We start from the raw sequence: 23,151 nt of genomic DNA on the forward strand, positions 1-23,151 counted from the left end.
AAACGAATCTTTGGTTAGAAGATTATCTTGAATACATCGTTAAATATAGCAAAAGCCATTAAGCCCAACAATAAAACCATGCCCACTTTTTGAGCGTTTTCTAAAAAATTATCTGACGGCTTGCGACCACTGATCATCTCGTATGTTAAAAATACAACATGGCCGCCATCCAGCGCCGGAATCGGCAGGAAGTTCATAAAGGCCAGCACCATCGACAGCATACCTGTAATCGACCAGAACTTGTACCAGTTAAAGGTGTCACCAAAGATCTGGGCGATGCCGATTGGTCCGCTCAGCGACTTGGAAGCCGATACCTCACCTCTGAATATTTTACCAAACCCTTTGAGGTTGGCCGTGATCACGCCAAAAGCCTGGTTAGTGCCCAACGGAATAGATTCGCCCAGGCTGTAGTCGCGGGTGGCATACTCTAAGAGCGGCTTCTGGTAGAAACCAAGCGTTGCGTCTTCATTTACGGTAGCGTTAAGGGTCACCAACTCGTTATCGCGCTCCACTCCTATGGTAACAGGCTTGCCGGCATACTTCTGCAAAACAGCCTGAATTTCATTGAAGAATTTGATGCTTTCGCCGTTAACTGTTCTGATGTAATCTCCGGGTTGCAGACCGGCTTTTGAGGCAGGACTACTAGGAGCTACCTCACCTACTACAAAAGGTACCCGCGGCTGCACAAACAGCATGCGCTCTTTGTTGTCGGCCATGCGGTCCATAAAGTCTACCGGGATAGGGATGTTCACCTGCTCGCCGTTGCGTTCTACCGTGTAGTATGAGTCGCGGCCCAGGAGCATATCCATCGAGTATACGTCTTCAAATTTCTCAAGCGGCTTGCCATTCAGGGCCACAATCTGGTCTCCTGGCTGGAAACCTAGCTCCTGGCCCATTTCGTTTGGCTGAACGCCGTACTTCACTTCACTGGCTGGCAGGTACGTTTCGCCATAGTGATAGTTGAGGGCGATAAAAATAACGATGCCTGTGATCACATTCACGATAATGCCGCCCATCATCACGATCAGGCGCTGCCAGGCCGGTTTGGCCCTGAACTCATAAGGCTCCGGGTCCTTCTGAAGCGCTTCTGTGTCGAGCGACTCATCCACCATGCCTGAAATCTTCACGAAACCACCCAGCGGAATAAGGCCCAGCATGTACTCTGTTTCGCCTATCTTCTTACTAAATATCTTGGGGGGAAATCCAATTGCATACTTCTCTACCCGCATGCCAAACCATTTGGCAGTCAACATGTGTCCCAGCTCGTGCAATCCAACCAGTATTGTCAGGCCCAAAATGAGCTGGCCCACCATTATTAAAATATCCATTTAAAAGAAATAAATTTAGAATCGATGATCTTGACAAAAAAATTAACGCCCAATGGCAACACTTAGAGGCTTAGCTTGCCAGCCAATCTTGTGGCGTAATCGCGTGTCTCTCTGTCTGTTGTAACATAATCCTCATAAGAAGGATTCGCAATATACGCAACTTTCGCCATACTGTATTCGATGATATCGGACATCTCCAGGAAGCCAACCTCCTCACGCAGGAAGGCGGCTACGGCTACTTCGTTGGCCGCATTGAGGATGCAGGGCATATTGCCGCCACGCTCCATGGCATCAAAAGCCAGCTGCAAATTGCGGAAAGTCTCCAGGTCCGGCTGCTCGAAAGTAAGCTGCGGGTAGTCCATAAAGTTGAAGCGCGGATAGTCGGACTTGAGTCGGTTTGGGTAGCCCAATGCGTACTGAATCGGCAGCTTCATGTCCGGCAAGCCGAGTTGCGCCTTGATGGAGCCGTCCTCGAACTGCACCAGCGAATGGACGATAGATTGCGGATGCACCACCACCTCGATCTGGTCGTTCTTCAGACCAAAAAGCCATTTGGCCTCGATCACTTCCAGCCCTTTGTTCATGAGCGAAGCCGAGTCGATGGTGATCTTAGCGCCCATTTCCCAGTTGGGGTGCTTGAGTGCCTGCGCCCGGGTTACCTGTCGCAGTTCGTCCGCTTTGCGGCCACGGAAAGGACCACCTGACGCGGTGAGAATGATCTTCTCGATGGGGTTGTGAAACTCGCCAGCAAGGCACTGGAAAATAGCGCTATGCTCAGAGTCTACCGGGTAAATATTCACACCCTGCTGACGGGCTAGTTCGGTGACCAGCTGGCCGGCCACCACCAGGGTTTCTTTGTTAGCCAGCGCGATCTCTTTACCGGCTTTGATGGCCCGGATAGTGGGCTGCAAACCAGCATAGCCCACCATGGCAGTCAGCACCATGTCCACTGTGCCCATCTCTACCACCGAGTTGAGCGCATTGGCACCGGCGTATACCTTGATGGCCTCGTGCTGCAGGGCATCGCGCACCTGTTCGTAGAGCGCCTCGTTGGCAATCACAACCGCATTCGGCTTAAAAGCCAGCGCCTGCGCAATCAGCAGATCGGCGTTGTTGTTGGCGGTGATTACCTCCAACTCAAAACTATCGGGATTGGCTCCGATCACTTCCAGGGCCTGCGTGCCGATGGAGCCTGTAGAGCCAAGTATAGCAATTCGTTTCATTAATTTTTGTTAGCGTTAAGTGCGTCTGCCGACTCGATCAGGCCCTCGGCCAGTTTGCGGTCGTTGCTCAGTCGCGGCACTTTGTTCTGTCCTCCCAGCTTGCCCTGCGACTTCATGTAGTGGCGGAACGTGCCCTGCGGCAACGCCCTGATTTTCAGGTCGGCCAGAATGTGACCCGTTACCAGGTCGTCGTAGTAGGTATTCAATTTCTGCAATTGCGCGTTCAGTTCTTTTGCAAATGCCTCCTGGTTGGCAGGCGCTATGGAAAACTCCACCAGCCACTCATGGAAAGACTGCCCTTTGTCCTGGCTCACGTAGGGGGCCACCGTAAACTCCACCAGTTCTACCATCGGGTACTTCTGCATGGTGCGCTGCATCGCCTTTTCCACCTCCTCGCCTATCACGTGTTCACCAAAGGCAGAGATGTAATGCTTGATGCGGCCGCTCACGATCAGCTTGTAAGGCTTCACGGATGTAAACTTCACCGTATCGCCAATGGAATAAGCCCAAAGACCGGCATTGCTGCTGACCACCAGCGCATAGTTCACGCCTGTTTCCACTTCCCCGATGGTGAGGCGGGTCGGTTTCTCGTTGAAGTACTCGTCTGTAGGTATAAACTCAAAGAAAATACCCGAGTTCAGCAACAGCAACAGGCCTTTGTCGTGCTGTTCGTTCTGATAGGCGAAAAACCCTTCAGAGGCCGGAAATGTTTCAACGGAGTCCACTTCGCGGCCAATCGACTCGAACAGTTTTTTGCGGTAAGGCTCAAAATTCACGCCACCATACACAAACAGGGAAAAATTAGGGAAAATATCCTTGATCTGCTTACCTGTCTGCTGCATCAGTTTGTCGAAGTACATCTGTACCCAGGGCGGTATACCCGAAATGAGCGTCATGTTTTCGTCAATCGTCTCTTCGATGATCTGGTCGAGCTTGGTTTCCCAGTCTTCGATGCAGTTGGTCCCGTAGCTCGGCAGCTGGTTGGTACGCAGGTAGCCCGGCACATGGTGGTTCGCAATGCCCGACAAACGGCCGGTATGGATGCCTCCCACCTGCTCCAGCACCGGACTGCCTGACAAAAAGATCAGCTTACCGTCGAGAAACTTTGAGTTGCCTGTCTCGTGGATGTAGGAAAGTAGCGCGTCTTTCGCTCCGTTGATGTGGTTGGGTATGGAGTCTTTGGTGATCGGGATGTACTTGGTGCCGGACGTGGTGCCGGATGTTTTGGCCAGGTAGAGCGGTTTGCCGGGCCACAGAATGTTCTGCTCGCCATCTTTTACCCGGTTAAAGTATGTGGTAAGGCCCTCGTAGTCGCGTACGGGTACGGCTTCTACAAAGTCGGCGTGGGTCTTTATTTCAGAAAAATGATGGTCACGGCCAAAAGCGGTCTGCTGCGCTGTTTTGATGATATTCTCAAAAACAGTCTGTTGCGCCTCTACCGGGTTTTGTATCCAGGACTGGTGTTTTTTGTGCACGTAAGCAGCTAGCGGCTTACTGAGCCATGCTTTCACACCCATATGGTTTTTCTTTTTTTAGAGGGGTAAATATAGCCAGATAAACGGGTTTTGTCATAGTCGTTTACCATGTTTTAGCTCTATCCTGTTTTTTAGGGCTAACAAAAAACGCACCTCCGTAGTTTATAGGTATTGTATTTATCTCAAAACCCACTAACAGTAAGACTTATGAAAAAAAGTACAGCAAAGGCCCAATGGAACAAAGGCCTGAAAAACGGTAACGGCGAAGTTGAGTCCGGCACCGGTAACTTTAAGGCAGGCTATACCTTCGCCTCCCGCTTCGAAAACGACGCCTCGGCCACCAACCCCGAAGAACTGATCGGTGCGGCGCATGCCGGCTGCTACTCCATGTTCCTGAGTGCGCTGCTCGAGAAGGCCAATTACGAGCCGGAGTCGGTTCGGACAACTGCCACCGTGCACCTAGGTGAGAAAGACGGTGGGCCGCACGTGATGAAGATCGAACTGAACACGGAAGCCAGTGTGGTAGGTATAAGCGACGATGAATTTCAGAAACTGGCCGAAGAGTCAAAGGCCAAGTGCCCTATTTCAAAGGCGCTGGGTGCCGTGCCGGAGATCACATTAACCGCTTCTCTCAAAAAATAAATTTGCTATATTGCAGCTTGCGCGTAAACTGTGCGCGTTCGTTTCACTTTAACATCCTTATATGCCTACAGCCGGTAATGCAAGATCGTCGCTTTTAGTACAGTTAAGCCCTTCGCGCAATGCTAAGCTTTCGTTTACGGTGCAACTGGTGCTCACCCTTTTCTGGCTGGCCTGGGCCACCATGCTGCTTGTAAGCGAAAACCCGACTGGCGACCAGAATTACCTCTACTACATATTTTTCGGTTTGTCTGTCGTTTTTCTGGGCTACGTGATCCTGCAGAACACTTCTGTATTTGGCGTGCAGTCTTACATTGAAGTGACGCAGGAGTACATTGTGCAGAAAAATGGCGTATTCCGGACCAAGATGATCACGGCTATACCTGACATCGAATCGGTGCACGTATCGCCTATGGCCCTGCGCATCACCCAGCGCGACGGCAACAAGGTATACCTCGACCTGAAGCAGATCCGCAAGAAGCGTGACATTGAGAGAGTGAAAAGCAGAATACGCGAGTTGAGCCGCCAGCACAATTTTGAGGTAACGGAAGCGAACCTGGCCTAAGGTATACGCGGCATGAAAATGACATCAGAGTTTCTCCGCTTTTGCTTAAGTGTAGCTATTTTGTCAGGCGCTACTCTATACCTGAAGTTCAGTATGAACGCCAGCCCGCAAGCTTATTTTGTGCTGCTAATTGGAATTATACCTGTGATAATGTCAGGTATACGCATTTTGCAAAAGGCTAAGAAACGATAAGGCAGTGTTGCAATAAGCACAAAGAGAGAGGGCTATACCTGCGCAGGTATAGCCCTCTCTCTTTTAACATACTTACAGGTATAGCACAAACAAAAGCGGCCGCTACTCAGGTATAGTAGCGGCCGCTTTATTATCAGTATAGCGTTTCAGTCAGGTATAGCTTAACCTGCCTTGGACTTAAATTTCTTCTGTAGTTCCTGAATGCTCACTTTAAACTTCTTGTCAGTGTCGATCAGGTCTGAAACGGTCTGCACCGAGTGAATTACCGTACTGTGGTCGCGGCCGCCGAAATGGTAACCAATAGACTTGAGCGAGTGACTCGTGAATTCCTTGGCAAAGTACATGGCCACCTGGCGCGCCGTCACGATCTCTTTCTTGCGGGTTTTGGCTTTGAGCGAGTCCAGGCTCACCTGGAAGTACTCAGCCACCGTTTTCTGGATGAAGTCGAGATTTACCTCCGTCTCCACATCCTCAATAATATGCTTCAGGGCCTGCTTGGCAAGCTCCAGGTCAATTTCTTTTCTGTTCAGCGAGGATTGGGCGATAAGCGAGATCAGCACGCCTTCCAGTTCACGCACGTTGGTATCCACGCTATAAGCGAGGTACTCCACCACATTGTCAGGTATATCAATTCCGTCGCCCTGCATCTTCTTCTGGATGATGGCCATACGCGTCTCAAAATCCGGGCTCTGCAGGTCGGCAGTAAGGCCCCACTTAAAGCGGGATAACAGACGTTCTTCGAGTCCTTTGAGGTCGCGTGGCGGACAGTCGGAGGTCATCACGATCTGTTTACCGGACTGGTGCAGGTGGTTAAAGATGTGGAAGAACATTTCCTGCGTCTTCTCCTTGCCACTCAAAAACTGCACGTCGTCGATGATCAGGATATCTACCAGCAAATAGAAGTTAGCGAAGTCCTGTACGTTGTTGGTCTTGAGCGATTCGATGAACTGGTTCACGAATTTCTCGGAAGACACGTAAAGCACGAACTTATCCGGGTTGCTGCTTTTGATGTGGTTACCAATGGCCTGCACCAGGTGTGTTTTGCCAAGTCCCACACCGCCGTATACCATCAGCGGGTTAAATGAAGTAGTGCCCGGCTTATTGGCCACAGCATAACCTGCCGAGCGCGCCAGGCGGTTACAATCTCCCTCGATGTAGTTCTCAAAGGTATAGGCGCCGTTCAGCTGCGAGTTCAGGAAGTTGCGGTCGATCGTCTTTGACTCGAACGGGCTCTTGATGAAATTTTGCTCCGGCCGGTAGGAGTTCACTACGGCCTGCGGGATTTTCTTGGTCGGGATGTTGACCGTCTGCGGCTTGTTGGACTCGTTGCCACGGTCCACGATAATCGAGTACTCCAGGCGCCCCTCACTGCCCATCTCCTGGTAAATTACCTTCTTCAGCAAACCTACATAGTGCTCTTCCAGCCACTCATAAAAGAATTGGCTAGGCACCTGTATGGTGAGCACATTGTCGCGCAGGGACAAAGGCTTGATCGGTTCGAACCAAGTTTTAAAGCTCTGCTCGCCAATACTTTCCTTAATTACCTGTAGACAGTTACTCCATACTGTTGAACAGTCTTTTATCATCCAATTTTCCAAAACACAAAAGATCCGTTGGGTGTAACAAACCTAACCTTGATGGCAGGGGGGTTACAAATTTGACCAATTTATTCTAAACAAAAAATTATTTATTCACGAAGTTAATACAGGGTTATCCACAGCCAATACAGCGGTCCTTGTGTCGGTCCTACGCTTTGATTTTCTGCTGAATGTAACATCTATTCTGCCCAAAAACAAGCCGGACCACCCTACCTGGTTAATCATCGTCTCATGCCCGCTTTCGTGTTGCAGTACTTCCGGTTTTTCCATGAAGGTATGGGTATGCCCACCCAAAATCAAATCGATGCCGCTGACCTGCGCGGCCAGTTTGCGGTCGTCTATTTTGTCGGTGTCGTAGCTATACCCGAGGTGCGAGAGGCAGATAACGAAGTGACACTTTTCTTTTTCGCGCAGCGCCTGCACCATCTCCCGGGCTTTCTCCACAGGGTCCAGGTATACGGTTTCGGCATACATATTCTTGCTCACCAACCCGTCGAGCTCTATACCTAAGCCGAATACACCTACCCGTATACCTTGCTTATCGAACACTTTGTAAGGCTGAAAACGGTCTTTCAGAATAGTTTCGGAGAAGTCGTAGTTGGCCGTGAGGAACGGGAAACCAGCCAGTGGCAATTGCTTCTGCAGTCCTTCCAGCCCGATATCGAAGTCGTGATTGCCGAGCGTAGCGGCATCGTAGCCCATCTGGGTCATAAGTTTGTACTCGAGTTCGCCCTCAAAGAAATTGAAGTAGGGCGTACCCTGCCAAATGTCGCCGGAGTCGAGTAAAAGCACGTTCGGCTCCTGTTGCCGGATGCGCTCGATGAGCGTCGCGCGACGAGCCATACCGCCCATACCACCATACTTTCGCCCGTCATCCGGAAATGGGTCGATGCGCGAGTGCTGGTCGTTGGTATGCAGAATGGTCAGTTTTATACCTTCGCGGGCGGCCTCTGCCGAAAAGGGCAAACCCAGCATGCTTATACCTGCCGCGCCGAGGGCCGTGTGCTTCAAAAAGTCTCTTCTCTTCATGGGTTCAGGTATAGCTTATGGAAGGATGGTCACGCGTTTATCGGCCGGTACGGTCACTTGCTTGCCGGCGGCAGTGAGCTGCTGTATGTGCTGGTGAATGGCATCACGCAGCAAAAGGCCCAGCTTCTCGTATTGGATCGGGTTCTTCAGCATATCGAGTTTATCACCGCCTCCGGCCAGATAGTCGGAAGTAACCAAGGTATAAGTTTTGTTGAGATCCAGGGGCTGGCCTTTGATTTTGATATCCTGTGCTTTGCCGTTAGCCACGGTATAGGTTGCGTTGCCGATGTAGGTAATCTTGCGGGCTGCGGCATCGTCGAACAGCTGCTTTACGGACTCGCCGCTCAGGGTCAGAACCACCATTTCGTTCTCGAACGGCATCAACTCAAAAATATGGCCCGTGGTAATATTGCCTTGTGGCAAGGGCACACGCAGTCCGCCTTGCGTGGTCACTGACAGGTCGATAGGTTTTCCGTAAACTGGTTCGCTCTGATCCAGTTGCAGGTCAACGACAAAGTTGCCGAGCGGCGATTCGTAGTCGCCTTTGCCCAAGGCTACTGGCGCCGAACCCACCACCTCCGACATTTTCACAGTCACTTCTTCGCGGTACGGGGCTACCAGGGCCTCTACTGCGGGGTCGGCCGTGATGGAATGATCAACGGCTACGTCCGTCTCCCTCAGGTTGGCGGAGGGATGCAAGGGCCGCTGGCAGGCGACCAGACTCAGGGCCAGGGCCAGTCCGGAGATGTATTTTAGGAGGGGGCGCTTCATGGGGTGCTGCTGTAATTATCCCCAAAGTTATCAACATTGTCGGGCCCGGGCAAAAAGAAAAGGCGGTTTAATTTTTCTTTAGCGATTACTAAAAACTTACACATTGTCACCCAGTTATATAAGTTTTTGGCTATATTATTGAGGTCTATTTTTTATACCTGTATCAACCAGATTCTCTATACCCATTTATTTATCTTTTAGGAAACAGTGTATGAATAGAATAAGCAATAAATAGTCAAATAATTAAATAAATAATACTAAAATATAACTATAAATCGTATTATTATAAACCTCTACTTATAACTGCTTGGCTATGAACAAAGTATACCTTACTTTTTGGATTACTGCCTTATTTTTTGCGCCGTTGCTAGTACAGGCCACGCACATTTACAGCGGCTACATCAGCTATACAACCGACCCACAGAACCCGCTTAAGTTTGATTTTGTGTTTACGCTTTACACAAAAGCCGCCTCATCTGCGGATGATCCTTTTGTATCCATAAGCATGGGCGATGGCAAGGTTCAGAAGGTTGAAAGAGCCAGAATTACTCCTTATTCCCATCGTTATGATAAGGAAATTTTCACCTGGAGCCATACCTACGCCGCGCCTGGAAACTATACCGTGCATTGGACTGGCGAGAACCGGAATGGGGGGATCATCAACATGGCAGCACCCAGTGACTTAATAACTTTGAAAATAGTTACACTCGTGAAGGCAGGTACCGCTACTCAAAATCTGCATGGGGCGAAGCTTGCCGGCGTACCAATTACCGCAGCCTATACGGGTGAACCCTGGACACACAATTTCTTAGCCTATGACGAAGATGGGGACTACCTGCAGTATGATTTGGTAACTCCCAAACACAAATCTTCTTCTTTCGAGATTGCAGATGTTCCCGATTATTGGCCTCCGGAGGGGTTAACAGTGAGCGAATTTGGGGAAATCCACTGGCCAAATCCCGTTCAAAAAGGAGAATATGTGATCGCTCTAAAAGTAACAGAAATGCGTGATGGCAGGGAAATAGGCCATATGATAGTCGACATGTCTTTTCTGGTGACCGAGCGGACAGATCAACCGAAAATGAGCCTCCTGAACAAGAACCGACTGACGGTGAACGACGATGGCTCTATTCAGACCTGGCCCGGACAGCCGGTGAAACTGGAGTTTTACCTGCAAAAGAATCCGGCCAGTGACTTGCCACTAAGTGCCAGGCTATTCGGGGAGATAGATACCTTAGAACTAATCAACACGTCGCTGGCTTTCCGGGATACAGCAGGTGGCTTTGCCATTACCTATTCCTTCACTCCTGGCCCTGACATGGAGCGCACGGAACCCTACCTGATGGGCATGCGCGGCAGACCGGTAGAAAAATTTACGGGAGATAGGCTCCCTTATAGCAAAGTGGAGGATGACTGGGCCTTCGCTTACCTATATGTGGGCGAGCAGCGGCGTCCGCTTTCCTCCGGCGATGACACCCCTCCCGAAAGGCCGAAGCTATACCCCAACCCGGTGCGGAGCGAGTTCACCATAGAGGCCCCCGATTTGCCGGCCCTCCACCTGCTGGTGCGCGACGTGACGGGCAAAGTGGTGGCGAGCTATACCTTGCGGCCGGGGAAAAACGATTTCGCCCGCCCGGCCAAACTTGCGTCAGGGCTCTATACCTATACCTTAACCAGCCAGCTCTCGCCCATCGAAACAGGCAAGCTGGTACTGCAGTAAACTATTCAATAAAAAGCCTCCCTCATTACTAGTTGAGGGAGGCTTTTCTATACCTGTTTACTTTTTGCCTTTTCCTTCCATGTAGTTCAAAGTCAGGCTGGTGAGGGTTTTCACGCCTAGCGTCAGGCCGCTTTCATCTATAAAGAAATCCGGTGTGTGGTGTGGGGCTACTTCTTCGGGCTTTTTGCCTTTTGACATCCCGCCAACGAAAAGGAACAAGCCCGGTATCTTCTCCTGGTAGAACGCAAAATCCTCGGCGCCGGTCACCGCCTTGGCCAGCACTACTTTGTCGCGGCCAGCCACGGTGTGCAGGGTGGGCAGCATGCGCTCGGTCAGGGCCAGGTCGTTGTAGGTAACAGGAGTTTGCGGGATGATCTCTACTTCAGCGACTGCTCCGCTGGCTTCTGCAATTTTGGTGGCGGTGAGCTTCAGTTTCTCGTGCAGTTTCTTCTGCATGTCCATGTCCAGTGCCCGGATCGTTCCTTCCATCAGCACCTCCTCCGGAATGATATTGTTGCGCACACCACCGTGAATGCTGCCCACCGTGATCACGGCGGCGCCTTCCGGCAACTGCGTCTGTCGGCTGATGATGGTTTGCAGGCCGTTGATGATCTGAGCGGACACCACGATCGGGTCTATACCTGACCAGGGGTAGGCGCCGTGCGACTGCTTGCCTTTTACTTTGATGCGGAAAATGTCGGCGCTCGCCATAGTTCCGCCCGGCGTATACTTGATGGTGCCCACCTCCGTCTGCGAGTTAATATGCAATCCAAAGATCACTTCCGGTTTCGGCCCCTTGTCGAGCACGCCCTCTTTTACCATCAGAGCGGCGCCGCCTTCCTCGCCTACCGGAGACCCTTCTTCAGCAGGCTGAAAAATAAACTTCACGGTTCCTTTCAGGTCTTTTTTCATACCTGCCAGCACCTCGGCGGCACCCATCAGCATGGCGATGTGCGTGTCGTGGCCGCAGGCGTGCATCACCCCTACCTCCTGTCCGTTGTAAGTGCTGCGCTCTTTGGAAGCAAAAGGTACATCCGTTCGCTCCGTCACCGGCAGACCGTCTATATCGGCGCGCAGGGCTACAACCGGACCAGGTTTCCCACCTTTCAGGATGCCTACCACACCGGTATGCGCCACTCCCGTTTGTACCTCTATACCTAGTTTGCGCAGGTGGTCTGCAATCTTTTCGGCTGTCTTGGTCTCGCGGTTGCCCAGCTCCGGATATTGGTGAAAGTCGCGTCGCCACTCGATCACTTTCGGCTCCAGTTTATCGGCCATGGTGTTGGCCCTGGCCAGCAGTTTGGAGTCCTGCGCAAGGGCAGGTACAGTCATGAGCAGCCCCAGGCAGAGGGGCAGTGCTTTTTGAAAGAAGGTATAAGGCTGTATCATTTTTAAGATCAAGTGTTTGCTTCCTCTAAAGCTACATATTTTTTGGAATAGCCGTACAACAATCCATGCTGCAGCAATGGAAAGCCACCGTCCGCAAACTCAAAGAGGACATCTATACCCTATACCTGGCCTACCGCGACCCGCGCGTGCCATTTTTTGCCAAGGTAGTACTGATTCTCACGGTTGCCTATGCCTTGAGCCCGATCGACCTGATACCGGACTTTATACCTGTGCTGGGTTATCTCGACGATCTGATCTTGCTCCCGCTCGGCATCTGGCTCTCCCTGAAGCTGCTGCCCGCAGAGGTTGTAGCGGAGTACCGCGTAAAGGCCAGGCAACAGCTTCTGGAACGAAAGCCCAACTACTTCATGGCGGCTGTCATTGTCCTGGTCTGGCTCTTATTGGGTTTTTGGCTATACCTGCGCTTTGTGGTTCACGTAGACTAAATTCACAGTGGTAAAACAGCCAGACCTTCTTCCCGCTTTTCATAAGCTGCAAGAGAAAGTATATATTTACAGGAAATAACACCCCTACACGATGACTGACGAGCAGAAGCTATTCTCAGAATTCAAGCCGGGCACGGCAGCCGATTGGGCGGCGCGCACACAGAAGGACCTGCGCGAGACCCCACTCGAAAGCCTGGACTGGCATACCTATGAAGGCATTACGATCAAGCCCTACTATACCCGCGAAGACATTCAGCACCTGCTCTTTGCGCAACAAAAACCCGGCGACTTTCCCTTTCTGCGCGGCACCACCGGCAGTGACAACGGCTGGCAGAACATCCAGAAAATAAAAGCTCAAGGCAACGGTATACCTACCATCGACAAAGCGGCTGATGCCCTGAGCAGGGGCGCCGATGGCGTTCTCTTTATCGTGGAAGATCCGCAGGCTTTTGATGTCGCCTACCTGACCGGGCAGCTCGACCTGACCACACAGTCTGTCAGCTATACCCTGGGCAGTGACCCGGCAGCCTTCCTCAAAAGGCTCTATACCTCGCTTTCGGAGCAGAACATCTCGCACCGCAACCTGAAGGGCTTTCTGAACTACGACCCGATGTCAGGAAATGGCCAGCTCAGCGTTAAAGAAATCAAAACCATCACCCAGGTGCTCGACCTGACCAAAGATAGCCCCGACTTCTACGGTGTGACGGTTTGTGGCACCAATTTCAGTAGCATCGGCGCTTCACTCACGCAGGAAGTGGCCTATACCCTGAGTGCTGCCGTGGCCTATACCGATCGCCTTACCACAGCCGGTGAGCCACTGGAGTCGGTGCTGCGCAACATGCTGTTCTGCATGGGAGCCGGCACCAATTACTTTTTCGAGATCGCCAAGCTGCGTGCGCTTCGCCTGTTGTGGTCCGCTGTGGCAGAGGCCTACCAGGCTGACCCGGCACTGGCCGCCAAGCTGCGCATCCACAGCACGACTTCCAGCTGGTACCAGACCACGCTCGACCCCTACGTGAACATGCTGCGCGTGACCACGGAGGCCATGTCGGCCGTTCTCGCCGGTGCTGATTCGCTCACCGTGCTGCCTTTCGACAGCACCTTCAAGGATTCAGACGAGTTCTCGGAGCGCATTGCCCGCAACGTGTCCATTATCCTCAAAGAGGAATCCTACCTGGACAAAGCCGTGGACCCTGCTGCCGGCTCCTACTACCTCGAGTCGCTCACCAACGAACTGGCCTCAAAAGCATGGGAGCTATTTAAAGAAGTGGAAGCACAGGGAGGTTTTGAGGCCGCTTACGAAAGTGGTTTTATCCTGAGCTCTATCACCGAAGTGAGTCGCCAGAAGTTCCGCGACATCGCGACGGGCCGCATGGTGCTGGTGGGCACCAACAAATACCCGAACCCGAAAGAGCAGATTGACTTCGACCCGGAGGAGCTGATCCAGCGCGCCGAGTTCGACACGACTCGCGCTGCCTACCCGACAGAGGTGATGCGCATGGCAACCGAGCTGCATTTGCGCAAGCGCAAGCGCCGTCCGAGAGCGATTGTTGCCGTGATCGGGCAGGCAGCCAAGCGCCACATCAATGCCTCGTTCGCGAAGGAGTTCTTCAGCTGTGCCGGCTTTGAGACAGAGGTACAGCAGTACGACGACGTGGAAACCGCCGTTACCAGGCTATTGCATGCAGCCGCTGAAGTAGTGGTCGTTTCCACTTCGGAAGCAACCTATGCCCGCGAGTTTGGCCCCAAGATTCGTCAGCACGAATCCAAGTCGACTATCATCATGGCCGACGATCCGCAGCATATGAAAGACGAACTGGTAGCCCACGGGTATGACGAGTTTATTTTCGAAGACTGCGACATGTCGACTATCTTAGAGTTAGTGCAGAGGCGCCTGGAACGGGATGAAAACAATGACGATAAGCATTAGAAGCCGCCTGCTATACCTGTTAGCAGGTATACTGGTGATGACCGTAACAGCCTTTACATTCAAAAACAACAAACCAGCAACCATGATCGACGCGATAACAGAAGTTAAGCAAGCCCTTGACGGACAAGTAGCTGCCTGGAACAAAGGCGAACTGGAAAAGGCGATGGACTTTTACTGGGAGTCGCCGGACATGCTCTGGATAAGCCGTAACGGCACCGAAAAAGGCTGGCAGGAAGTGCTGGAGATGTTCAAAACCGACTTCACCGACCGCAGCAAAATGGGCGACTATACCTACGAACCGTTGCACATCGAGCAGGTAGGACCGGAAGCCGTGTACTATGTGTACCGCTGGAAGATAGACTTGCAAGGCAAAAAACTGATGGGCGGTGTATCGTCGCAGCTCTGGAAAAAGGTAAATGGCCGTTGGGTCATCACCTCCGAGCACGCGAGTTAGAAAATGACTGAATTAGTGAATGAGTGGTTGAGTGAATTGATTTTTTAAATGATTTCACGCGCTGGCTCATTCTGAAATATAAAAGATAAATGGAGATTGATGAGAGTTTGAATTGACTGTATACCTATTCACTCCTTCACTCAATCACTCATTCAAAAATTAACCCATGAAACCTGACTTTTCGAACATAGACATCAACAGAGTCGCCAAGGCAGAGCACGGGCCGAAAGGCCCGCTGCAGCCGAAGGACTGGAAAACGGCCGAGCAAATTCCGCTCAAGAGCTACTATACCTCCGAGGATGTGCAACACTTCGAGCACCTGGACTTTGCCGCTGGTCTGCCACCATACCTGCGCGGGCCTTATAGCACCATGTATGTGCAGAAGCCGTGGACCATCCGCCAGTATGCCGGATTCTCCACCGCTGAAGAATCCAACGCTTTCTATCGCCGTAACCTGGCCGGCGGACAGAAAGGGCTCTCGGTAGCATTTGACCTGGCTACGCACCGCGGCTACGACTCCGATCACCCGCGTGTGGTAGGCGACGTGGGCAAGGCCGGCGTGGCCATCGATTCGGTGGAGGACATGAAGATTCTCTTCGACCAGATTCCGCTGAACGAGATGTCGGTGTCGATGACAATGAATGGTGCCGTGTTACCGATCATGGCCTTTTACATTGTGGCAGCAGAGGAGCAGGGCGTAGCGCCGGAGCAGCTCAGTGGCACGATCCAGAACGACATCCTCAAGGAGTTTATGGTGCGCAACACCTACATCTACCCGCCGGAACCGAGCATGAAAATCATTGCGGATATCTTTGAGTATACCTCGCAGAACATGCCGCGCTTCAACTCGATTTCCATTTCGGGCTACCACATGCAGGAAGCCGGCGCTACTGCCGACATTGAGCTGGCCTATACCTTGGCTGACGGTCTGGAATATGTGCGCACCGGTTTGAAGGCAGGTATGGACATCGATGTATTTGCACCGCGACTCTCCTTCTTCTGGGCCATCGGCATGAACCACTTTATGGAAATCGCCAAAATGCGCGCTGCCCGTATGTTGTGGGCCAAGCTGATCCAGCAGTTCAACCCGATAAACCCGAAATCGCTGGCACTACGCACACACTGCCAGACTTCCGGCTGGAGCCTTACCGAACAGGACCCTTTCAATAATGTGACCCGTACCTGCGTGGAAGCACTGGCCGCTGCCCTGGGGGGCACCCAAAGCTTGCATACCAACGCACTCGACGAGGCCATCGCGCTGCCAACCGACTTCTCGGCCCGCATTGCCCGTAATACGCAGATATACCTGCAGCAGGAAACCAATATCACCAAAGTGGTGGATCCTTGGGGAGGCTCTTATTATGTGGAAGCCCTCACGCACGAGATTGCGCACAAAGCCTGGGAGCTGATTCAGGAGGTGGAAGAGCTCGGCGGTATGGCCAAAGCCATTGAGACCGGTCTGCCAAAAATGCGCATCGAAGAGGCCGCAGCTCGCAAGCAGGCCCGCATCGACTCTGGCAAAGATGTGATTGTGGGTGTAAACAAGTACCGCCCGGACCAGATTCAGGAAATCGACATCCTCGACATTGACAACACCGTGGTGCGCGAGTCGCAGCTCCGCAGACTGGCCCAGGTAAAAGAAAACCGCGACAATCAAGCCGTGGAAGAAGCCCTGCAAGCCCTGACCTTGGCTGCTGAATCCGGGGAAGGTAATTTGCTGGAATTGGCTGTGAGCGCTGCCCGCTACCGTGCTACGCTGGGCGAGATTTCTGATGCATTAGAGAAAATTTACGGAAGACACAAAGCTGTGATACGATCCATATCAGGTATATACTCTGCCGAGCTCTCCGACGACGAGAACTTTGAGCGGGCAAAAGTGCTGGCAGACCAGTTTGAGGAACTGGAAGGTCGCCGGCCACGCATTATGGTCGCTAAAATGGGCCAGGATGGTCACGACCGTGGCTCTAAGGTGATCGCTACCTCCTTCGCTGACCTCGGCTTCGACGTGGACATTGGCCCACTCTTCCAGACTCCGGCCGAAGTAGCCATGCAAGCCGCCGAAAACGACGTGCACGTAGTGGGTGTATCTTCGCTGGCAGCGGGACACAAAACGCTGGTGCCACAGCTGATCGGGGAGCTCTGCAAACTTCGTCGCGAAGACATTATGGTGATCGTAGGAGGCGTTATACCTGCCCAGGATTATGATTTCCTGTTCAAGGCCGGCGCTACAGGCGTGTTCGGACCTGGCACGATCATCTCTGTAGCAGCTCAGAATATTCTGGAGCAATTGATCAGGAGAGCCGTGGAATCTGGAAGTTAAATGTTAGGAGTTAGCAATTGAAAGCTGCAGCTGCATTGGTCGGCTGCAGCTTTTTCGTTTCCGGAAGACGATGGCCTTTCAGACGCACTCCCTGTTAGGAAGGATATACAGCATGCCAGTACTTTGCTACAGCCCTTTTAAAGCTGTACCTTTGTGGCAATTATACAATTGCCTTATGTTATCTAAACCAACGAAATACATTCTATTAAGCCTCTCAGCTGCCCTCATCATCTACTTCATCTACGACTCCTTTTCCCTGCCCAGTGTCGATGACCTGAAAGGCGATTTTAAAGAGGTGGCCTTTTACCGCAACGAGAATAACACCGGCCCAATCGTCAGGATTTACGCGGTGACACTTGCCGATACCCTGTGGCAGGAGATGGAAGCTTATGGTAACTACATGCCGCACACCAAGTATGGCACCACCAGGGTATACTTTTTCCTGAACAACCAGCCAGCTCCGGATCAGGTGCAACCCGGGCAGCCGAACTTCCCCTCTCAGTTTGAACCTCATACATTAGCCCGTTACGAAAAAGACGCCATGGGACAAATATCCTTTGTGCGACACCCTTTTAGCCGCTAACAGAGGCTCTCTCGCTGCACTTTGCCACTTCTACTTATTGATAATTAAGTAGTTATAACCAGATAATTATGGCTTAGTTAGTAGGCTCGTTCTTAAATTAATCGTAAAAGAGAGGATGTGAAACCTAAAAACTTAAAGGCTATGAAAATGATTTGGAAAACAGCGGCGGCCACTCTTTTTATGAGTTCAGCATTATTACTGACATCTTGTGGGGGAGAGCAGGGCACTACCACAGAGACGCCATCCGATACCATGGAAGATAATACGATGGAAAATGATATGGATGATACTGACATGACCGAAGACACCGCCGGCATGCAGGGCACCACTACAGGTGGAACTACAGGTACAACAACAACCGGTACCACTACGGGAGGCATGACAACGACCGGCGGCACAACCACCGGTTCCACTACAGGCACTACGACTGGAACTACTACCGGTACCACTACGGGTACGACGACTGGTACTACAACCGGAACAACTACTGGTACTACCACGGGCACCACAACAGGAACGACCACGGGTATGACGACCGGGACTACGACGGGCTCTACCACGACAACAGGTACGACCACGACTGGCACCACCACAGGCTCTACAACGGGTTCAACTACTGGTAACTAATCTTCCACTAAAAATTAGACATACAGTAACAGAGGGGCTGCGCTGCCCTATACAGTTAAGTTTAGCAGAGCAGGGAGTTTGTAAAACCAGGCTCCCTGCTTTGTTTATATTACCATAGTAACACTTCCACTCTTTTCAGTTAATCCTGATTTTTTCAAGAATTTCCTACATGTATACAGGAAACAGCCAATCCTATAGGATGAGGGCTTGTGTACCAGGTAGCATAGTAGTATACTTGGCCCCTTGTTTCCTTATTTCGTATGAATAGATATTCATATAATAAGCGCTGACTATGAGGCAAGGCAAATCAAAAAAATCATACTTCGCACTAAATCTGATTCTTTTGCTTTTATCTTATATTTTCTCTCCTCTGCCGGTACAGGCGCAGTACCGACCAGAAACCGATTTGCAGGAGCTTTTTCGTGATGTGCAGTTGCTGGCTGTGTTCCCGGATTCCAAAACGTTTGCAGACTGCGTGCCCATGCAGGAGCCAGCACATATTCTGCAGGCTTACCGGGAGCAGCACCAGCAGCCTGGCTTTGATCTGAAATCCTTTGTACTGGAGCATTTTCTGCTGCCCACACAACCGTCCTCTAACTTCACGACCGATACCAGCTTATCTGTAACAGCACATATACGGCAGCTATGGCCTGTGCTCACCCGTATGCCAGGCGATGGCGGCGGCTCACTGCTGCCTCTCCCCCACGCCTACGTGGTGCCAGGTGGTCGCTTTCAGGAAATCTACTACTGGGATAGCTTTTTCACGATACTGGGTTTGCAGGTAAGCGGCGAAAAAGCGCTGATCCAGCACATGGTCGATAATTTTACCCACCTGATCCACACCACCGGTCATATACCCAACGGCAACCGCAGCTATTACCTGAGTCGCTCCCAGCCACCCTTTTATGCCCTGATGCTGCACCTGCTCACCCAGGAACTAGGCCGCGATGTGTTGGTGAAATATGCCTCCGCGCTTCGCAAAGAATATGCTTTCTGGATGGATGGGACTGAGCAACTCACCTCTGCCAATCCAACGCACCGACGAGTGGTGCTGTTGCCGGACGGCAGCATCCTCAACCGCTACTGGGACGACCAACCGGCCCCCCGCCCCGAGTCTTACAAAGAAGACGTACACATCGCGCAGGAATCCGGCCGAAACCCGGAAGAGGTATACCGCCACATCAGGGCCGCTGCCGAATCGGGTTGGGACTTTAGCAGCCGCTGGTTCGCTGACAAACAAAACCTCAGTACGATCCACACCACCGACATTTTGCCCGTAGACCTCAACTCACTGCTTTTCCACATGGAACTGACATTGGCTGAGATGGCCGAACTGGAACGCGATCCGGCTGAGGCTAAGTTGTTCCGCCAGAAAGCCAAAGCACGTCGCAAAGCAGTACTGCAGCACATGTGGCACGATGGTGACGGCTTCTTCTACGATTATGATTTCGTGCAGGGCAAAACCACCGATATTCCTACACTGGCCGCCGTTTTTCCGCTTTACTTTTGCATGGCCAAGCGCAAACAAGCCAATGCCGTAGCCCAGCGTCTGCAAAATGATTTCCTGAAAGCCGGTGGCTTGGCCACTACTTTGGTTCATACCGATCAGCAGTGGGACGCCCCGAATGGCTGGGCACCTTTGCAGTGGATGAGTATTCAGGCGCTTGGCAATTATGAGCACGAAGAGCTGGCCCGTACCATCGCCACGCGCTGGATCACCCTCGGTACCGAAGTGCACGAAAACACAGGCAAAATGGTGGAGAAGTATAACGTAGAGAATCTGGAACTCGAAGCAGGCGGCGGTGAGTACCCCAACCAGGATGGCTTCGGATGGACGAATGGTGTGTTCCTTAAGTTGCTCGCACTATACCCTGAACTTCAGTCGATAACAGAGAAGGCGCCTGTCCTGATGCAAGACCATTAAAGCTATACCTGTACCACCGCGCTATGTAAGGCGGGTATTGCGTTATAGAGATCAGGTATAAAAAGCACCTGCTATATCTGAACTGAGGATTGATTCAGAAACTGGCACTCAGTTTGCAAAGTCAGCGTTATACAGAAAAACAGGATATGATTCAGCTTAAACATACGATAACCGCATTGACCTTGCTCCTGAGCACATGCATAGCTTTTGCCCAGGGCGAAACGTCCAACTGGTATTTCGGTAAAGGAGCCGGTCTGATCTTCAGAGGCGACACTGTAGCGGCAGTGGTTAACAGCAGGCTGCAAACCGAAGAAGGCAGCGCCACCATCTCCGATAAAGCGGGCAATCTGTTGTTTTATACCAACGGCATCACCGTCTGGAACAAGCACCACCGCGTAATGCCAAACGGCAACGGCCTGATGGGCATGAAGTCTTCTACGCAGTCTGCTTTGATTATACCCAAGCCTGCTGCTGACAGCGTCTTTTACATCTTCACAACGGACATACAGGCGCAGTCCAACGGTTTGCGCTACAGTGTGGTGAACATGAACAAAGACGATGGCAACGGGGCCGTTACGGCTCGCAATGTGTTCATGATCGCTCCGGCTACTGAAAAACTTACGGCCATACGCCATAGCAACAACCGCGACTGGTGGGTGATCGCGCACCGCTGGAACAGTAACGCTTATATGGCCTACCTGGTGACAGCCGAGGGTGTGAACGTGGAACCCGTAATGAGCAATGTGGGCACCGTGCATGGCGGCGCGCACCGCAAAGCCATCGGCTACCTTGTTCCTTCTCCTGACGGCACCCGCCTGGCTGCCGCCCTTTGGGACAGCGACAGCAATTTTGAAGTACTCCGTTTCGACCGCAGTACCGGCGAGGTATCGGATCCCATTCTGCTGAAAGGCTACGAAGAAGCGTATGGCGTGTGCTTTTCTCCGGATGGCACCAAGCTTTATGGTACCGCGAACGGCAAAGGTGGCGGCAAAGCGCAGATCATCCAATTCGATCTGCAGGCTGGCGACGAAGCTGCCATTGCCAAATCAGCTGTGGTCATTGGCACTTCCGGCAGTCCGCGCATCGGTGCTATACAAATGGGACCGGATGGTAAGATGTATGTAGCCCGTCAGGATAACATTCACTTAGGCGTGATCAAAAACCCGGATGCTTTGGGCAAGGAAAGCGGCTATGTAGACACGGGACTGCACTTAGGGGGTCGCAAGAGTGATCTTGGTCTGCCGAACTTTCCGCAAGGTATACGATCGGGCACAGCCAGATCTGCAAACATGGAATAAGGTATAGAATCGACTTTTAAAGCCGGGCAGCGATGTCCGGCTTTTTTGTTTCGAACAAATAACTGGCTTGGTAATGCATATATTCTAAATTTGTAAGGCAATCGATTCTATACCTAACGCTATACCGCCTTGGCAAAACGTTTCAGTGCTGATAAGTATGTAGAGGGCATTCTGGCCGGCGACCGTGTCATGCTGAGTCGTGCCATTACGCTGGTGGAAAGTCGGCTGGCTTCTGACCTGGATCTGGCACAGGACGTAATTAACCAGGTGCTGCCGCATGCCGGCAAATCGGTGCGGATAGGTATAACGGGCGTGCCAGGCGTGGGCAAGAGCACATTTATTGAATCTTTTGGCAACTACCTGATTGAGGCACAGGGCAAGAAGCTGGCCGTGCTGGCCATCGATCCAACCTCACAACGCACAGGCGGCAGCATACTCGGCGACAAGACGCGCATGGAGTCACTTTCCATAAATCCGCAGGCTTACATTCGCCCCTCTCCTGCCGGCAAATCGCTGGGTGGCGTAACGCGCAGCACCCGCGAATCGATCATCCTTTGCGAAGCGGCCGGTTTTGACGCCATTATTGTGGAGACTGTTGGCGTGGGACAATCTGAGACGGCGGTGCATGCCATGGTCGACTTTTTCCTGTTGCTAATGTTGGCGGGTGCCGGCGACGAGTTGCAAGGTATAAAGCGCGGCATTATGGAGATGGCCGATGCCATTGCCATTACCAAAGCCGACGGCGAGAACGGCATGAAAGCCAAAGCCGCCCGTGCCGAATACCAGAACGCCCTGCACCTATACCCGATGGCCGCCTCTGGCTGGCTCCCAAAAGTCTCCGTGTGTTCTGCAGTGGAGCAAATCGGCCTCGATACCATCTGGCAAACTGTAGCCGCATACCTGGAATTGACGCAACAAAACGGATTTTTCGAGAAAAAGCGCCACGATCAGAACCTGCAATGGATGTACGAAGCCATACGCCAAGGGCTGGAGGATAATTTCTACGCGCACCAGCAGGTGAAAGACCAGTTGCCAGGTATAGCCGATGAGGTAAAAGCAGGCAGGAAGTCAGCTTTTGCAGCAGCTTCGGAGCTTTTGAAATTGGTATAACTTCCCCCTAGCCCAATGCTGGTTCATTACACCTTAGTTGTAATCCTGTCACAACCTTGCTAGCATAGAGCAAAGGGTTAAGCTACAAGGGAGCCATACCCTAAAGCTGAAAAGATAGAAAAAAAACAGCCGGCACATTGCTGCACCGGCCGCTCTTCAATCAATAAGTAAACTTATCGGGCCTCTGCTAAAGTAACTTTGGCCCACTTGCAAATGCCCCCCAGCGGAGGGTTAAACTTGTATACATTGATTTTAACGGACTGCACAAACGGAAACCGGTCGTAGATTTTGTCGATGATACGGTGGCCCAAGTGCTCCAGCAGGCGGGCTGGGACTCTCATCTCTTCCAACGCCAGCGCATACAGCACTTCATAGTTCACGGTTTCACCCAAGTCGTCGCTTTCGGCGGCACGTCTCAAATCGGTTTCAATGAACAGGTCGATGCCGTACTTATTTCCGATCTTCTGCTCCTCGTCATAGAAACCATGGAAGGCGAAGAATTCCATTCCCTCCAGTGCAATCTGTCCCAT

At 51.9% G+C, this 23,151-nt stretch carries 21 protein-coding genes; 13 read left to right on the forward strand and 8 right to left on the reverse strand.

The genetic code is table 11. The features are described from left to right. Positions 1-14 precede the first annotated feature (14 nt). The 3 genes from rseP to AC4QZR_RS01300 form a co-directional block, all read right to left on the reverse strand. On the reverse strand, positions 15-1,328 hold the full coding sequence (rseP, locus tag AC4QZR_RS01290) for an RIP metalloprotease RseP (RefSeq protein ID WP_253400697.1): 1,314 nt from the start codon (positions 1,326-1,328) through the stop codon (positions 15-17). Positions 1,329-1,390: 62 nt separating this feature from the next. Next, entirely contained in the window at positions 1,391-2,551 is a 1,161-nt protein-coding gene (locus AC4QZR_RS01295) for a 1-deoxy-D-xylulose-5-phosphate reductoisomerase (RefSeq protein ID WP_494479307.1), read from the reverse strand. Beyond that, complete coding sequence (locus AC4QZR_RS01300; RefSeq protein ID WP_494479308.1) at positions 2,551-4,068, reverse strand: GH3 auxin-responsive promoter family protein; 1,518 nt, start codon at positions 4,066-4,068, stop codon at positions 2,551-2,553. The genes AC4QZR_RS01295 and AC4QZR_RS01300 overlap by 1 nt, the downstream gene beginning before the upstream one ends. A 165-nt stretch (positions 4,069-4,233) precedes the next feature. On the opposite strand from AC4QZR_RS01300, the gene AC4QZR_RS01305 reads away from it, so the two are divergent. From AC4QZR_RS01305 to AC4QZR_RS01315, 3 genes are all read left to right on the forward strand, one after another. Then, the gene (locus AC4QZR_RS01305) at positions 4,234-4,668 is read left to right on the forward strand and encodes an OsmC family peroxiredoxin (RefSeq protein WP_494479309.1); all 435 of its coding nucleotides are present in this window, start codon (positions 4,234-4,236) and stop codon (positions 4,666-4,668) included. A gap of 61 nt (positions 4,669-4,729) precedes the next feature. Further along, the gene (locus tag AC4QZR_RS01310) at positions 4,730-5,230 is read left to right on the forward strand and encodes a hypothetical protein (protein WP_494479310.1); all 501 of its coding nucleotides are present in this window, start codon (positions 4,730-4,732) and stop codon (positions 5,228-5,230) included. Between the two features lie 12 nt (positions 5,231-5,242). Further along, the gene (locus tag AC4QZR_RS01315; protein ID WP_494479311.1) at positions 5,243-5,422 is read left to right on the forward strand and encodes a hypothetical protein; all 180 of its coding nucleotides are present in this window, start codon (positions 5,243-5,245) and stop codon (positions 5,420-5,422) included. A 161-nt stretch (positions 5,423-5,583) separates the two neighbouring features. Here AC4QZR_RS01315 and dnaA read toward each other — a convergent pair whose 3' ends face one another. From dnaA to AC4QZR_RS01330, 3 genes are all read right to left on the reverse strand, one after another. Then, a complete protein-coding gene (gene dnaA, locus AC4QZR_RS01320) occupies positions 5,584-7,008 on the reverse strand; it encodes a chromosomal replication initiator protein DnaA (protein WP_494479312.1) in 1,425 nt (474 codons plus the stop codon). Positions 7,009-7,113: 105 nt separating this feature from the next. Continuing rightward, positions 7,114-8,049, reverse strand: a complete 936-nt coding sequence (locus AC4QZR_RS01325) for a bifunctional metallophosphatase/5'-nucleotidase (RefSeq protein WP_494479313.1) — start codon at positions 8,047-8,049, stop codon at positions 7,114-7,116. A 15-nt stretch (positions 8,050-8,064) separates the two neighbouring features. Beyond that, on the reverse strand, positions 8,065-8,820 hold the full coding sequence (locus AC4QZR_RS01330) for a 5'-nucleotidase C-terminal domain-containing protein (protein ID WP_494479314.1): 756 nt from the start codon (positions 8,818-8,820) through the stop codon (positions 8,065-8,067). 313 nt (positions 8,821-9,133) lie between these two features. Between AC4QZR_RS01330 and AC4QZR_RS01335 the strand changes: the two genes are divergently transcribed. After that, positions 9,134-10,540, forward strand: a complete 1,407-nt coding sequence (locus AC4QZR_RS01335) for a T9SS type A sorting domain-containing protein (protein WP_494479315.1) — start codon at positions 9,134-9,136, stop codon at positions 10,538-10,540. 57 nt (positions 10,541-10,597) lie between these two features. Here the strand turns inward: AC4QZR_RS01335 and AC4QZR_RS01340 are convergent, their stop codons facing one another. Further along, on the reverse strand, positions 10,598-11,929 hold the full coding sequence (locus tag AC4QZR_RS01340; RefSeq protein WP_494479316.1) for an amidohydrolase: 1,332 nt from the start codon (positions 11,927-11,929) through the stop codon (positions 10,598-10,600). 65 nt (positions 11,930-11,994) lie between these two features. On the opposite strand from AC4QZR_RS01340, the gene AC4QZR_RS01345 reads away from it, so the two are divergent. The 9 genes from AC4QZR_RS01345 (at position 11,995) to meaB (ending at position 22,621) form a co-directional block, all read left to right on the forward strand. Beyond that, a complete protein-coding gene (locus tag AC4QZR_RS01345) occupies positions 11,995-12,375 on the forward strand; it encodes a YkvA family protein (protein WP_494479317.1) in 381 nt (126 codons plus the stop codon). A gap of 91 nt (positions 12,376-12,466) precedes the next feature. Continuing rightward, positions 12,467-14,305 carry a methylmalonyl-CoA mutase family protein gene (locus AC4QZR_RS01350; protein WP_494479318.1) on the forward strand — a complete coding sequence of 613 codons (1,839 nt, stop codon included), beginning with the start codon at positions 12,467-12,469 and terminating at the stop codon, positions 14,303-14,305. Next, positions 14,289-14,759 (forward strand): YybH family protein, encoded by a 471-nt coding sequence (locus AC4QZR_RS01355; protein ID WP_494479319.1) that lies wholly within the window; start codon positions 14,289-14,291, stop codon positions 14,757-14,759. Before AC4QZR_RS01350 ends, AC4QZR_RS01355 begins: the two co-directional genes overlap by 17 nt. 166 nt (positions 14,760-14,925) lie before the next feature. Further along, positions 14,926-17,079, forward strand: a complete 2,154-nt coding sequence (scpA, locus tag AC4QZR_RS01360) for a methylmalonyl-CoA mutase (RefSeq protein ID WP_494479320.1) — start codon at positions 14,926-14,928, stop codon at positions 17,077-17,079. A 175-nt stretch (positions 17,080-17,254) separates the two neighbouring features. Continuing rightward, positions 17,255-17,662 carry a hypothetical protein gene (locus AC4QZR_RS01365; RefSeq protein ID WP_253400711.1) on the forward strand — a complete coding sequence of 136 codons (408 nt, stop codon included), beginning with the start codon at positions 17,255-17,257 and terminating at the stop codon, positions 17,660-17,662. Positions 17,663-17,803: 141 nt separating this feature from the next. Further along, complete coding sequence (locus tag AC4QZR_RS01370) at positions 17,804-18,289, forward strand: hypothetical protein (RefSeq protein ID WP_494479321.1); 486 nt, start codon at positions 17,804-17,806, stop codon at positions 18,287-18,289. Between the two features lie 343 nt (positions 18,290-18,632). After that, entirely contained in the window at positions 18,633-20,213 is a 1,581-nt protein-coding gene (gene treF / locus AC4QZR_RS01375) for an alpha,alpha-trehalase TreF (protein ID WP_494479322.1), read from the forward strand. Positions 20,214-20,359: 146 nt separating this feature from the next. Next, the gene (locus AC4QZR_RS01380) at positions 20,360-21,511 is read left to right on the forward strand and encodes a YncE family protein (RefSeq protein ID WP_494479323.1); all 1,152 of its coding nucleotides are present in this window, start codon (positions 20,360-20,362) and stop codon (positions 21,509-21,511) included. A 129-nt stretch (positions 21,512-21,640) separates the two neighbouring features. Then, on the forward strand, positions 21,641-22,621 hold the full coding sequence (gene meaB, locus AC4QZR_RS01385; RefSeq protein ID WP_494479324.1) for a methylmalonyl Co-A mutase-associated GTPase MeaB: 981 nt from the start codon (positions 21,641-21,643) through the stop codon (positions 22,619-22,621). A 173-nt stretch (positions 22,622-22,794) separates the two neighbouring features. Here the strand turns inward: meaB and folB are convergent, their stop codons facing one another. After that, entirely contained in the window at positions 22,795-23,151 is a 357-nt protein-coding gene (gene folB, locus AC4QZR_RS01390) for a dihydroneopterin aldolase (RefSeq protein WP_116542954.1), read from the reverse strand.

It is taken from the genome of Pontibacter sp. YIM B11418, from assembly GCF_059278805.1.

Bases quoted from the DNA above. Each gene is read 5' to 3' on its own strand.
- rseP (WP_253400697.1), bottom strand. From the start codon at position 1,328: ATGGATATTTTAATAATGGTGGGCCAGCTCATTTTGGGCCTGACAATA.
- AC4QZR_RS01295 (WP_494479307.1), bottom strand. From the start codon at position 2,551: ATGAAACGAATTGCTATACTTGGCTCTACAGGCTCCATCGGCACGCAG.
- AC4QZR_RS01300 (WP_494479308.1), bottom strand. From the start codon at position 4,068: ATGGGTGTGAAAGCATGGCTCAGTAAGCCGCTAGCTGCTTACGTGCAC.
- AC4QZR_RS01305 (WP_494479309.1), top strand. From the start codon at position 4,234: ATGAAAAAAAGTACAGCAAAGGCCCAATGGAACAAAGGCCTGAAAAAC.
- AC4QZR_RS01310 (WP_494479310.1), top strand. From the start codon at position 4,730: ATGCCTACAGCCGGTAATGCAAGATCGTCGCTTTTAGTACAGTTAAGC.
- AC4QZR_RS01315 (WP_494479311.1), top strand. From the start codon at position 5,243: ATGAAAATGACATCAGAGTTTCTCCGCTTTTGCTTAAGTGTAGCTATT.
- dnaA (WP_494479312.1), bottom strand. From the start codon at position 7,008: ATGATAAAAGACTGTTCAACAGTATGGAGTAACTGTCTACAGGTAATT.
- AC4QZR_RS01325 (WP_494479313.1), bottom strand. From the start codon at position 8,049: ATGAAGAGAAGAGACTTTTTGAAGCACACGGCCCTCGGCGCGGCAGGT.
- AC4QZR_RS01330 (WP_494479314.1), bottom strand. From the start codon at position 8,820: ATGAAGCGCCCCCTCCTAAAATACATCTCCGGACTGGCCCTGGCCCTG.
- AC4QZR_RS01335 (WP_494479315.1), top strand. From the start codon at position 9,134: ATGAACAAAGTATACCTTACTTTTTGGATTACTGCCTTATTTTTTGCG.
- AC4QZR_RS01340 (WP_494479316.1), bottom strand. From the start codon at position 11,929: ATGATACAGCCTTATACCTTCTTTCAAAAAGCACTGCCCCTCTGCCTG.
- AC4QZR_RS01345 (WP_494479317.1), top strand. From the start codon at position 11,995: ATGCTGCAGCAATGGAAAGCCACCGTCCGCAAACTCAAAGAGGACATC.
- AC4QZR_RS01350 (WP_494479318.1), top strand. From the start codon at position 12,467: ATGACTGACGAGCAGAAGCTATTCTCAGAATTCAAGCCGGGCACGGCA.
- AC4QZR_RS01355 (WP_494479319.1), top strand. From the start codon at position 14,289: ATGACGATAAGCATTAGAAGCCGCCTGCTATACCTGTTAGCAGGTATA.
- scpA (WP_494479320.1), top strand. From the start codon at position 14,926: ATGAAACCTGACTTTTCGAACATAGACATCAACAGAGTCGCCAAGGCA.
- AC4QZR_RS01365 (WP_253400711.1), top strand. From the start codon at position 17,255: ATGTTATCTAAACCAACGAAATACATTCTATTAAGCCTCTCAGCTGCC.
- AC4QZR_RS01370 (WP_494479321.1), top strand. From the start codon at position 17,804: ATGAAAATGATTTGGAAAACAGCGGCGGCCACTCTTTTTATGAGTTCA.
- AC4QZR_RS01380 (WP_494479323.1), top strand. From the start codon at position 20,360: ATGATTCAGCTTAAACATACGATAACCGCATTGACCTTGCTCCTGAGC.
- folB (WP_116542954.1), bottom strand. From the start codon at position 23,151: ATGGGACAGATTGCACTGGAGGGAATGGAATTCTTCGCCTTCCATGGT.